The organism is Nocardia sp. NPDC055050 (assembly GCF_053608345.1).
In genome coordinates this window covers 190,529-202,955 of record NZ_JBSGVG010000013.1, presented here as the reverse complement: position 1 = coordinate 202,955, position 12,427 = coordinate 190,529, and the positions used below count along the sequence as shown (strand labels likewise).

Annotated in this window: 10 protein-coding genes; 7 read left to right on the top strand and 3 right to left on the bottom strand. The window is 67.7% G+C overall.

What is annotated here, in order from left to right; genetic code table 11:
* Positions 1-118: 118 nt before the first annotated feature.
* Complete coding sequence (locus ACWGCN_RS16700; protein ID WP_379314635.1) at positions 119-826, bottom strand: TetR/AcrR family transcriptional regulator; 708 nt, start codon at positions 824-826, stop codon at positions 119-121.
* A gap of 212 nt (positions 827-1,038) precedes the next feature.
* Here ACWGCN_RS16700 and ACWGCN_RS16695 point away from each other — a divergent pair, with 212 nt between their 5' ends.
* The 5 genes from ACWGCN_RS16695 to ACWGCN_RS16675 all read left to right on the top strand — a co-directional run bounded on the left by ACWGCN_RS16695 (position 1,039) and on the right by ACWGCN_RS16675 (position 6,747).
* Positions 1,039-1,965 carry an alpha/beta fold hydrolase gene (locus tag ACWGCN_RS16695; protein WP_452457301.1) on the top strand — a complete coding sequence of 309 codons (927 nt, stop codon included), beginning with the start codon at positions 1,039-1,041 and terminating at the stop codon, positions 1,963-1,965.
* A 21-nt stretch (positions 1,966-1,986) separates the two neighbouring features.
* Positions 1,987-3,765 (top strand): N-acyl-D-amino-acid deacylase family protein, encoded by a 1,779-nt coding sequence (locus ACWGCN_RS16690; RefSeq protein ID WP_452457391.1) that lies wholly within the window; start codon positions 1,987-1,989, stop codon positions 3,763-3,765.
* On the top strand, positions 3,762-4,661 hold the full coding sequence (locus ACWGCN_RS16685) for a metal-dependent hydrolase (RefSeq protein ID WP_452457302.1): 900 nt from the start codon (positions 3,762-3,764) through the stop codon (positions 4,659-4,661). The genes ACWGCN_RS16690 and ACWGCN_RS16685 overlap by 4 nt, the downstream gene beginning before the upstream one ends.
* Positions 4,658-5,764, top strand: coding sequence for a PDR/VanB family oxidoreductase (locus ACWGCN_RS16680; RefSeq protein ID WP_378989791.1), 1,107 nt, complete (start codon positions 4,658-4,660; stop codon positions 5,762-5,764). Before ACWGCN_RS16685 ends, ACWGCN_RS16680 begins: the two co-directional genes overlap by 4 nt.
* Positions 5,765-5,877: 113 nt before the next feature.
* Positions 5,878-6,747 carry an alpha/beta hydrolase family esterase gene (locus ACWGCN_RS16675; RefSeq protein ID WP_452457303.1) on the top strand — a complete coding sequence of 290 codons (870 nt, stop codon included), beginning with the start codon at positions 5,878-5,880 and terminating at the stop codon, positions 6,745-6,747.
* Between the two features lie 31 nt (positions 6,748-6,778).
* Here ACWGCN_RS16675 and ACWGCN_RS16670 read toward each other — a convergent pair whose 3' ends face one another.
* Complete coding sequence (locus ACWGCN_RS16670; RefSeq protein WP_452457304.1) at positions 6,779-8,839, bottom strand: AMP-binding protein; 2,061 nt, start codon at positions 8,837-8,839, stop codon at positions 6,779-6,781.
* A 254-nt stretch (positions 8,840-9,093) separates the two neighbouring features.
* Here ACWGCN_RS16670 and ACWGCN_RS16665 point away from each other — a divergent pair, with 254 nt between their 5' ends.
* A complete protein-coding gene (locus tag ACWGCN_RS16665; protein ID WP_379312973.1) occupies positions 9,094-9,885 on the top strand; it encodes a GTP pyrophosphokinase in 792 nt (263 codons plus the stop codon).
* A gap of 123 nt (positions 9,886-10,008) precedes the next feature.
* Positions 10,009-11,562: an FAD-binding oxidoreductase gene (locus ACWGCN_RS16660; protein WP_452457305.1), complete on the top strand. Its 1,554-nt coding sequence runs from the start codon at positions 10,009-10,011 to the stop codon at positions 11,560-11,562.
* Between the two features lie 6 nt (positions 11,563-11,568).
* Here the strand turns inward: ACWGCN_RS16660 and ACWGCN_RS16655 are convergent, their stop codons facing one another.
* The gene (locus tag ACWGCN_RS16655) at positions 11,569-12,384 is read right to left on the bottom strand and encodes a cyclase family protein (protein ID WP_452448427.1); all 816 of its coding nucleotides are present in this window, start codon (positions 12,382-12,384) and stop codon (positions 11,569-11,571) included.
* Between the last annotated feature and the right edge of the window lie 43 nt (positions 12,385-12,427).

Genomic DNA, 12,427 nt, shown 5'->3' with positions numbered 1-12,427 from the left:
ACGAATCCGGTTTCCACGGGGTACTCGGCGGGGCGCGCGCGCTGGCCGGCACCTACGAGATGACGGCCTGAACCAGCACCGGGGGTGGCCCCCCCGCAGCGCGCGGAGGCAACCGGGGTCAGTCGAGCGGCGGCGCGTTCTCGGTGATGGTGGCCAGAGTCGCCGCCACCGACATATCGGGCTTGATGACGACGCCCTTCTCGCGGAGAAAGCCGTCGAACAACTGCACGACGGCATTGGTCGTCCGATCGACGAACAGTGCGGTCGGGTCCGGCAGCGGGACGGGATCGGTGTCGAGCCACAGGTCGGTGACGGCCATGACGAATCCGACGATGCCGCGCAGCAGATGATCGATACCGTCGGTATCGAGCGCGACCGAGGACAGCACACTGCGGCTGCGCTCGGCCAGATCGTGCGACAGGCGCCGACCGATGTCCAACGGGCGAGCGTCCGGGTCGGCGCCCGAGACGCTCTGGGTGAGGACGAGGAACCGGAACACGTCGGGATGTTCGGCGATGACCCCGGCGTAGGCGGTGAGGAACCGATGGATCGTGACCCTGGGCGGCTGCATGATGAGCGAGAGATCCGGCGCGACGGCCGCGTATATCTGCGCGACGAGCCAGTCCGAGACCGCGCCGTCGAGCTCGGATTTGTCGGCGAACATGCGGTACAGACGCGGTTTGGCGACGCCCATCTCGCGAGCCAGCGCCTCCATGCTCAGCTGGGGTCCGTCGCGGTCGATGCACCGCACCGCGCCCGCGATGACCTGTTCGCGGGTGAGCAACCGTACGGGCGACCGGCGAGCCGGTCTAGACGATGTAGTCACTGTTCTCCCTGATCCGCCCTTCGCGTACGGCCAGGATAGCGGCGCCCGGCGAGGCACAGGCCGCCGTATCGCGGGCGGACTCCGAGGGGGTGTTGACAGCGGCCCTTTCGATCCTCAAGATATTCCCGGTACTACGCGTACCAGAAAATGGTACCGGCGGTACTATTGATTGCGCACGGAGCAACGAAGCCCCGTGCCGGAAGGAGTCTCGTATGACGCGCGAAACCGGAAACCACACTCCCGGGGCAGCGTCATCCAGAACGCATCTGGTGCGCAACGGCGACATTTCACTCGCTGTCTACGAATTCGGCCCACAAGACGGCATTCCGGTGGTTCTCGTCCACGGTTGGCCCGATACCCATCACCTCTGGGACGGCGTCGTTCCGCTGCTGTCGGACAAATACCGCGTGATCTCCTACGACACCCGCGGGTACGGCCAATCCAGCGCGCCGACCCAGGTGTCGGCCTACGAGCTGAACCGGCTCGCGACCGACTTCTTCGCCGTGGTGGAGGCCGTCAGCCCCACCGAACCCGTGCACGTCGTGGCCCATGACTGGGGCTCGGTCCAGGTCTGGGAAGCGGTGTGCGAACCGGGCGCGGACCAGTACGTCGCGTCGTTCACCTCGATCTCGGGCCCCAACCTCGACCACCTGGCCGCCTGGATGCGCCGTGGTGTGCTGTCGGGAACCCCGCGTGGGATCTGGGGCGCGCTCAGCCAGTGCCTGTCCTCGGCCTACACCACCTTCTTCATGCTGCCGATCCTGCCGGACCTGTTCTTCCGGCTCGTGGGCACCGAGAAGGTCTGGAAGTTGTTCCTTCGCGCGGTCGAGGGCACCTCCGCGGAGCAGATCTCGCTGGCGCCGACCCTGAAACAGGACATGATCTCGGGGCTGCGCTTCTACCGGGCCAACATCCTGGCCCGCATGTTCGGGCCACGGGAACGACGCACCACCGTGCCGGTGCAGTTGCTGGTCAACACCCGTGACATCGCCGTGCGCCCCGCGGGCTACGACGACACCGCGAAGTGGGCCGATCAGGTCGTGCGCCACGACCTGTCGCGCGGGCACTGGCTGCCCTACTCCGACCCCGCCGCGATCGCCGGCTACGCCGACGCGTTCATCCAGGCTCAGCCCAAGTAACGACGAATGAGAGAAAAGCACATGCTCGACTTCGACATCGTCATTACCGACGGTCTCTGGTTCGACGGCACCGGCGCCCCCGCCGCCCGGCGCAATATCGGCATCCGTGACGGCATCGTCGAGGCCGTCTCCGCGACCGCGCTACCGATCGGCACCGACACCGAGGTGATCGAGGCCGCGGGTAAGTGGGTGCTGCCCGGCTTCGTCGACGTGCACACCCACTACGACGCCGAGATGCTGCTCAAGCCCGAACTGTCGGAGTCGCTGCGCCACGGCGTCACCACGGTCGTCGTCGGCAACTGCTCGCTCTCGACCGTCCTGGCCTCCAACGCCGACTGCGCCGACCTGTTCAGCCGCGTCGAAGCCGTGCCGCGCGACGCTGTTCAGGGCGCCCTCGACAAGCACCGCACCTGGTCGGACCCGGCCGAGTACGCGAAGGCACTCGATTCGCTGCCCCTCGGCCCCAATGTGGCGGCGTTCCTCGGTCACTCCGATCTGCGCACGCACGTGCTCGGGCTCGGGCGAGGGGTCACCCGCGACACCAAGCCCACCGCCGCCGAAATCGAGCAGATGACCAGCCTGCTCGAGGCGGCGGTCGACGCCGGCTTCCTCGGTTTGTCGTCGATGACGAACAAGCTCGACAAGATCGATGGCGAGGAATACCGGTCGCGGTCGCTGCCGTCTACTTACACCCGCGGCAAAGAGGTGCGCGCGCTCAACAAGGTGCTGCGTCGGCGCGATCGGGTGCTGCAGAGCGCCCCTACGGTCGGCTTCAACCCCAACATCGCCAAGTTCTTCGTCGGCAGCGCCGGCATCGGCCGGCCCAAGCTGCGCACCTCGCTGCTCTCGGCCGCTGATTCCAAAGCCTACCCGCCGCTGGTGTGGTTCATGCTCTACGCCGCGCCGCTGCTGAATCGCTTCGCGCGCACCGACTTCCGCTGGCAGCACCTGCCCGTGCCGTTCACCGTCTACGCCGACGGCATCGACCTGGTGGTGTTCGAGGAGTTCGGCGCCGGTGCCGCGGCCCTGCATCTGAAAGACCAGGTCGAACGCAACGAGCTGCTCCAGAGCGAGCCCTACCGTCGCTGGTTCCGCAAGCAGTACGACAACAAGTTCACCCCGCGCATCTGGCACCGCAACTTCTTCGATGCCGAGATCATCGCCTGCCCTGACGAATCGGTGGTCGGCAAGTCGATCGGGCAGGTCGGCAAGGACCGCGGGCTGCACCCCGTCGACGCCTACCTCGACATGGTGGTCGAGTACGGTCCCGCGCTGCGCTGGCGCACCACGATCGCCAACGATCGCCCCGAGTACCTGAACAAGCTCGCCGCCAGCCCCGGCGTGCAGATGGGCTTCGGCGACGCCGGGGCGCACCTGCGCAACATGTCGTTCTACAACTTCCCGCTGCGGTTGCTCGAAAGGGTGCTGCGGGCGCAGGAAGCCGGCAAGCCGTTCCTGAGCGTGGAACGTGCCGTCCACCGCCTCACCGGCGAGCTCGCCGACTGGTATCAGATCGACGCCGGTCACCTGCGCGAAGGCGGTCGAGCCGACCTGGTTGTCATCGATCCGGCCGGGCTCGACGAGCAGGTACATCAGCTCCACGAAGCTCCGCTGCCCGAATTCGGCCTCGACCGGATGGTCAACCGCAACGACCGCGCCGTCGTGGCCACCGTCGTCAACGGCCGCCGGGTTTTCGGCGCGGGCGAAGTCGCGCCCGGCATCGGCGCGGACTGGGGAACCGGGCGGTTCCTGCGCGCCGGCCACGACAACTCCGCTCCCCTCGCACAGGAGACCCGATGAAACTCCCGTTCCGTCGCACGGCCAGGACCGTGCGCGCACCTGATGTGGCGCTGCAGGCACGCAATGTGAAGTTCGACTGGACCTCGGCGCCCCTGCACTGGATGCCGTCCGAGCCGATCGCCTCGCACGTGGTGAACTCGCTGAACCTGCTGCTGCCCGAGGGCGAGCGGATGTTCTGCGCCACCTACCGCGACGCGCTGCCCTACGTGCGCGATGCCAAGGTGCGCGAGGCCATGCTCGGATTCATCGGCCAGGAGTCGATGCACGCCGAAACCCATGCCAAGGTCCTCGACCAGGTGTTCACGGCCCACCACATCGACACCGCGCCCTACACCCGCCAGATGGAGTACGTGTTCCGTAACTCCCTCGGCGCGCGCGAGGGCAGCCCGCAACAGGCTCAGACCCGGCTGGTCGAGCGGTTGGCGTTCATTGCCAGCCTCGAGCATTTCTTCGCCTGGCTCGGCGACTGGATTCTCAACGCCGACCTGGAAAAACACGGCGCCGAACCGCGTGTGCTCGACCTGTTCCGCTGGCACGGCGCCGAGGAGGTCGAACACCGCAGTGTCGCCCACGATGTCGCGATCTACTTCGGCGCGGGCTACCTCCGCCGTACGGCGATGATGCTGATCGTCATCCCGATCCTGCTCAGTCTGCTCGTGCGCGGCACCAAGTTCCTGGTCAATCAGGATCCCGAACTACCGAAGATGGGCTACCCCACGCTGATCTGGAAGATCCTCGGGGCGATGTGGCGCGGTGCGCTGCCGGGTATTCCGGCGCTGCTGATCAGCGCCGGGTCCACCTTCGATCCGCGCTACGACCCGGCGAACGTCGGCTCCACCGAGCAGGCGATCGCCTACCTCGCCAAGTCCCCGGCGGCCAGGGCGGCGGCACAGTGACCGTGTATCCCGCGCCCGAGGCGATCCCGCCGGACCTGTACGGCAAGCACGATCACGATCCGACCACCAAGGTGATCGACACCGTGGCCAACCTGCGAGTTCGCTGGTCGACGTTGATCAATCGCCGACCGATCCTCACCAGGGCCGACGACGCCCGCTTCCCGGTGGTCGTCACCGACCGGGTGCTGGTGGCACAGGACCAGGCCGTCGTCGATCTGGGCCTGCGCGCCCCCGACGGTGCTGCGCTGCCCCGGTGGGCGCCGGGCGCGCACATCGACATCGAACTCCCGTCCGGGCGTCTGCGGCAGTACTCGCTGTGCGGCGACCCGGCCGAAACCGGCGAGTACCGCATCGCGGTGCGCCGCATTCCGCAGGGCGGTGGCGGGTCGATCGAGGTCCACGACGAACTGCCGGTCGGTACCGAGGTCGTGGTCCGCGGACCGCGCAACGCGTTCCCGTTCGCGCCGCCCGGGCGTGGTTCTTCGGCGAAACGCCTGCACTTCGTGGCGGGTGGTATCGGCATCACCCCGATCCTGGCGATGGCGCGCGCCGCCGACCGGCTCGGCATCGACTGGACGCTGGTCTATTGCGGGCGAAGCCGCGACACCCTGCCGTTCCTCGACCAGCTCGCCGAACTCTCCGGACGCGTCGTGGTGCGAACCGACGACGAGCACGGAACACCTGGTGCCACAGACCTTCTCGACGGTGTCGATCACGACACGGCGATCTATTGCTGTGGACCCACCCCGATGACGGCCGCCCTCGTCGCCGCGGTGCGCACGATGCCGGGCATCGAGTTCCACTCCGAAAGGTTCTCTCCCGCACCGGTCGTCGACGGCACCGCGTTCGAAGTGGAGTTGGCGAGCACCGGTGAGGTCGTGCCCGTCGCCGCCGACCAGACCATGCTCGACGCACTGCTCGCGGTCCGCCCCGATCAGCCCTACTCGTGTCGCCAGGGCTTCTGCCGCACCTGCGTCGTCCACGTCACCGACGGCTCCCCCGACCACCGCGACGGCGCGCTGACCCCCGAGGAACACGCCGCGGGCGTCACCCTGGCCTGCGTCTCGCGCTGCGCGGGAAAACGCCTGGTCCTCGACCTCTGAGCCCGAGTGGCCCGGCGCACCGGACTCCGCCTGTGTCCGTGAATCGGCATCGAAGAACACCACTGTACGCGTAGTGTGCGACGTGCAATTCTGTTCGCACACAAGGAGTTTCCGTGGCGTCCTCTCTGACGAAACGCCTGGCCGCGCTCTTCGGCGCGTCCTGCGCAGCCCTACTACTCGCGGTGCCGGCGGCCGCGCCCGGTTCCGCCGACAACGCGGTTCTCGAAAGCCCGGCCACCGGATGTTCGACGACGCCGGTCCCCGACAATGTCGCGTTCGACGGCCGGTATTACCGCGTCCACGTCCCCGCCGGGGTATCCGCCGGTGCTCCGCTGGTTGTCGCGATCCACGGTGGCTACGACCGACCCGAAGGAATCGAGGCGGTGTCGGGCTGGAACGCCCTGGCCGATCAGCACAAGTTCATCGTCGTCTACCCGCGTGGCATCAAGACCGAGAACAAGCCGGACGGCACGCCCGGTTGGGGCTGGAACGCCGACGCGGCCGACGTGACCCATATCAAGAAGGTCGTGACCGAGGTCAGCACGAAATACTGTGTGGCGCCGAACCGCATCCATCTGACCGGTCATTCCAACGGTGGTCAGATGGCCTCGCGCGCGGCCTGCACCGCGCCCGAGGTCTTCGCGTCCGGCGCGGTGTACGCACCGGCGCCACCACCGACCGGATGCGATCCCGCGCGCGCGGTCTCGTGGGGCGTGTTCGCCTCGGCGAACGACACCACTGTCATCGAACCCATCGCCTACAGCCACGTCATGTACTGGAGCTGGGAAAACCGTCCGTGCCAGAACGAGCAGCCCGACGGCGGCACCGACGTCAAGGACTCCCGGCACTGGGATTGCGAATCCGGCACCGAAGTGCTGTGGCGGGTCTACAACGGCGGCAGCCATTCCTGGCCGACAGGCACGCGGCGCACCGAGATGCTGAACCGGATGTGGCAGTTGTTCCAGGCCAACCCACGCCCGTAGCGACCCCGACGGAGGGGCAGGCCGTGGCGGCTCAGCCGGCCAGCCCCTCCGGATCGACCAGCAAGCGCTTGAGCACCTTGCCGGTCTCACCGCGCGGCAGCGCGTTGAGGAAGGTGACGTCGCGCGGAACAGAGAAGCGGCTGAGGCGGTTTCGGACGTAGGTGCGCACCATGTCAGGGTCGAGCCCGGAGCCTTCGTGCTTGACGAGGAACGCGGCCAGACGCTGCCCGAATTCGCGATCGGGCACGCCGACCACCGCGACATCGGTGACCTGCGGCAGGTGCGCCAGCGCCTCCTCCACCGGGCGCGGGAAGACGTTCTCACCGCCCGAGATGATCATCTCGTCGTCGCGGCCCGCCACGAACAGCCTGCCCTCGGCATCGAGGTAGCCGAGGTCGCCGGTGTCCATCATGCCGTCGGATTCCTCGGGCGGGGAATCGCTGACATAACCGTCGAACAGCATGTGATTGCCGACGAAGATCCGCCCCACCACGCCGACCGGCACCGCCTTGTGCTCGGCATCGAGGATGGCGATCTTGGTGCCCAGCGGCGGGCGTCCGGCCGTCGTCGGTGCGGCGCGCAGGTCGTCGGGCCCGGCCACGCTGGCCCAGGAGACCTCCGTGGACCCGTAGAGGTTGTAGAGGACGTCGCCGTAGTCGTCGAGGAACCGGTCGACGGTAACCGCCGCGAGCGGCGCGCCACAGCTGATCACATGCCGCAGGCTGCTCAGGTCGTACCGCTGTCGCACCTGCTCGGGCAGGTCGACGAGGCGTTGCACCATCGTGGGCACCGCGATGAGCGTGTGCACCCCGTGTTCGGCGACGCGGCGCAGGCATTCCTCGGCGTCGAAGCCCTGGGTCAGCACCACTGTGGCTCGCACCGCGGTGCTCAATTGCAGCGCGGAGAGCCCCCAGGTGTGGAACAGCGGCGCCGGGATCATCATGGTGCTGCCGGCGTGGATCGGAATCAGCGACAGCAGCGCGACCAACGTGTCGAAACCCTTCGGGTGCGGACGCCGCGCTCCCTTCGGGGTGCCGCTGGTGCCCGAGGTGAGCACGATCTGACGTCCGGGCACCGTCGGGACGGGGAACTTCGTGTGGCGGACCGCGATGAGGTCTTCGATCGTGATCCGGGTCGGGTCGGCGGGCGCGTCGTCGGTGAAGAAGCGCGGCAGATCGGTGTGCAGGTACTGGACCAGATGCGCCAGATCGGTGTCGACGAACAACGCCGAGAGCCGGTGCCGCTGCACGATGTCCTCGATCCGCCGCCCCGACAGTCCCGAGTTCAGCAGCGCGACGTCGACCCCGAGCTTGCCCGCCGCGACCATGGATTCGACCATGCCGCAATGATTTCCGGCCAGTAGCCCCACCGCGTCGCCCGCACGCAGCCCGACCTCGTACATCGCACCCGCCAACGCGGTGGTCCGCTTGTCGGTTTCGGCGAAGGTGGCGATGCTGGTGTCGTCGACGAGCGCGACCTGGTCCGGGCTGTGCGCGGCGCCTGCGGCGTAGCCGCCCGCCAGATTGAATCCCCACCGGTACAGCGAGCGCAGCTGCCTGGCCGAGGTCAGCGGCGGCGACACCTGGCCCGACTGCACCCACCAGCGCACGATTTCGGACTTGCGCCGGATCGGTGCCCGGTTGCCATTGGCCACCACCGAGGTCCGTGCGCCACCCACGACGTCGGCCGCCCGGCGCAGCCCATCCTTGACCCACCCGATGATCACCGAGTTCGTCACCCCCGCGAGCGTCGGGTGCAGCCGCGGCGCCGCGAAGACGGTCACGCTCACCCGGGTGCGCTGCTCGTCGCCGGTGAGCCGGACCAGGGCGAAACTGCCCGATTCGGGGTTGTGCAGTTCGAAACTCTCGTACCAGCGACCGATGGTCAGTGCCAGCCCCGTTCGCCGCACGCCCGCGGCCCGGTCCCCGATTCTGACCTCCCACACGGTGCTCCCGTCCGGCTGGAGCAGCCGATCGCACCCCCCGATCCCGGCCCACAGCCGCGGATAACTCTGCGGTTCGAGCAACACATCCCACAGAGCCCGGCGTGGGATGGAGAACTCCACGGACACATCGACGACATCACTGGGCATTGCTGCGCGCTTTCCTCAGCCCGGCCACATTGCCAAGTAGTGCCTGCTCGCCTCGGCCCCCGTGCCGTGACGGTGCCCGTCGTCAGGCACTGCACCAGAAGTCATCATCGGCCTGCCCGCCCGTGGGCAAACGAAATATCTACGGATTCTGGTCACCGAACGAACCGGATCACCCAGCAGCTGTGAGAGGTGCCAACGTGATGCCGCACGCACTGGTCGAGGTGTTCGCGGGAAGGACGGCACAATGGAGGACGATGAAACAGTGGCAGCGCGACCCCAGCTCCGATGACGGCCCGCTCGGCGACGGAGGCCACGTCGGCATCGATGACCTGCGGATCCTCAGGGAGCAGTTCGTCGACTTCATGCTCGGCTACAAGTTCGCGATCGACGAGGTGACGACCAAGATCAACATCTTGCGGGAGGACTTCAACAACACCCACGAGTACAACCCGATCGAGCATGTGGGGTCGCGGCTCAAGTCGCCCGAGAGTGTTCTCGAAAAGGTCCGTCGCAAGAACTACGCGATGAATCTGGCGGCGATCCGCGAGAACGTGCTCGATATCGCCGGGGTCAGGGTGGTGTGCAGCTTCATCTCCGATATCGGCACGATCCGGGACATGCTGGCCGGTCAGGAAGACATCACGGTCCTCGAGGAGCGCGACTACATCACCCACCGCAAGCCGAACGGCTACCAGAGCATGCACCTGATCGTGTCGATCCCGGTGTTCCGCTCCGACCGCACCGAGCTGATTCCGGTCGAGATCCAGATCCGCACGATCGCGATGGACTTCTGGGCCAGCCTCGAGCACAAGATCTACTACAAGTACCGCGGCGAGGTCCCGCCGAACCTGCGCACCGACCTGGCCCAGGCCGCCGAGGTCGCCACCCAGCTCGACGAGAAGATGGAAGCGCTCCACCGCCAGGTCGACCGCAGCGCACCCCCGAAGACGAAGCCGACCACGGACTCCCTCGACCTCAGTGTGCTGTACAACAGCCTCACCGGTGGCCACCCCGTCTACCTGCGCCCCACCGATCCGCCGACCTGACGCCACCGGCTTCGATATCGACCTCACAACCACTGCGCCGCGCCGCATTTCTGGCGTCCACGCCCTGGCGATTCCGCTACTGTCCGAGCAGATCCTCGAACACGGCGCGAAAGGAACCCGGTGGTGCTCTCCCGTCGACAGCTGATCGCCGCGGCCGCGGCCGGTGGCACAGCGGCCGCGCTGGGTGTGCCCGTGAGCCGCGCCGAGGAGCTGGTGCTCGGCACGAGCGAGTTCCAGTCGCTGGCCGCGCGCGGCTACAACCGGCGCTTCGTGGCTCGACCCGCGAAGATCTTCGTGCCTTCCAGCGCCGAGGAGGTTCGTCGCGCGGTGGCCGGGGCGGTGGCCGAGGGCTCGCCGATCGCGGCGCGCTCGGGCGGACATTGCTTCGATGATTTCGTCGACAACGGCCGGACCCGTTCGATCATCGACCTCGGCCGGCTGAACGCGGTGTTCTGGGACGAGCGGCACCGCGCGTTCTCCGTCGACGCCGGCGCCGACATCGGCACCGTCTACAAGGCCCTGCACCGCTGGGGCGTGACCGTGCCAGGTGGGATCTGTCTCGGTGTCGGGATGGGCGGTCACGTCTGCGGTGGCGGCTATGGCCCGCTGTCGCGGCGCTTCGGACTCGTCGCCGATCACCTGGCCGGGGTGGAAGTCGTCACCGTCGATGCCGACGGCACGGCGAACATCGTGGTCGCGACCGGCGATGGCCCCGACCGCGATCTGTGGTGGGCGCATACCGGTGGCGGCGGCGGCAATTTCGGTGTGGTGACCCGGTATCTGCTCCGGTCGCCCGAATCAGACGGCGCGGACCCGGCACACGCGCTACCGAAGCCGCCGAGCAGCATGCTCAACGCGCGACTGATCCTGCCGATCACGACCGAGGATTCGTTCGTCCGGTTACTCACCAACTATCTCGGGTTCTTCGAACGCCACAGCGCCCCCGGCAATGACTTCGCCGGTCTCTACGCGCCGCTGATGATCCGGACGACCGGCACCGGCGCGGCCGAGATGCTGATCCTGCTCGATGCCGGAACACCGCACGCGCGAACCCGTTTCGACGAATTCGTCGCCACGGTGAGCGACGGCGTGTTCCCGCCGCCCATTCTCACCCCGCTCGCCCAGCTGTCCTACGCCGACACTGTGAACCAGGTGTATTACGCGAAGGGCGTGAACACCACGCGCGTCAAGGTCAAAGCCGCCTATCTGCGCACGGCGTACTCGGCCGATCAACTCCGAATCTTCTACCGCTCCATCACCGATCTCCGTTTCCTCGGTGAGTCCCAGCTCGAATTCCTGCCGTTCGGCGGCGCGATCAATGCCGTCGCCGGCGACGCGACGGCGATGCCCGCCCGGGATTCGTTCATGAAGATGCTGATCCACGCATCGTGGCGGCTGCCGTCGGATGACGACCGGTATGTGCGCTGGGCGCGCGAGATGTATCGCGACGTCCACGCCGAAACCGGTGGTGTTCCGGTGCCGAACAAGGCCTACGGCGGCAGTTACATCAACTACCCGGACCCGGATCTGGCCGATGCCGAATGGAACACCTCCGGCCTGCCGTGGCACGCCTTCTATTACGGCGACAACTATCGGCGACTGCTCCGAGTCAAGGCGGCCGCGGATCCGGGAAACATTTTCCGGCACCGACTGTCGATCGGTCGACCGGACTGGTGACGGTGGTCAGGTGAGTGCGAGCACCCGGCACGGTCCGCCTGTGCCGCCCGCGTGGTTCGGTGCGCCGACGACGATCGTCGCGCCCGTCGCCGGGACCGTGGCGAGATTGGCGAGCATCTCCACCCCGTAGCGCCCCGCACCGAGAAAGGCTGTGTGCGCGCCGTATTCGGGATCGGCACCGCAATCCAGGCTGAGCGTGTCGACTCCGGCGCCGACGATTCCGCAGTGCGCGACGAGGTATCGCGCGGCCTCGGCGGAGAATCCCGGCGCGTGTGGTGTGCCGCGCTCGTCGAGATTGAGGAAGGCCGACGGTCGGTCGAGGCGATGTTCCCAGCCGGAATACATCGCGACGAAGGCCCGCTCGGGGATGTCACCGTGCCGTGATCGCCAGCTGTCGATATCGGCGATGGTCACCACCGCGTCGACGTCGACGGCGGCTTTGGCACTGATATCGAGGACGACGAGCGGCGCGACGAGGTCGTCGACAGCGAGGACATCGGTGGTCGTGGCGCCGGGGATCCGATGCGCGGGCGCGTCGAGATGGGTTCCCGTGTGCTCCCAGTACCTGAGCGCGAACTGCCCGAACCCACCCGCCGCGTGCCAGGCCACCGGGACCATGGCCATCGGCGGATTACCCGGCCACACCGGCAGTTGCGGCGTGAGCGTGTGGGTGAGGTCGACGACGCCGGAGCGCGGCGCGGCGACCGCAGGGGCGGGCGCCACCGCGGCCAATGCGGTGAGGCCCGCGAGACCGAACACCGCCCGCCGACTCGGCTGCGGCGCACTCTCGTGGGCGAGACGAACGATCTCCGGCGAGCACATCGGACTCAAGATAGCCGAGCGAGCCCGGTACGGCCGCTGATCG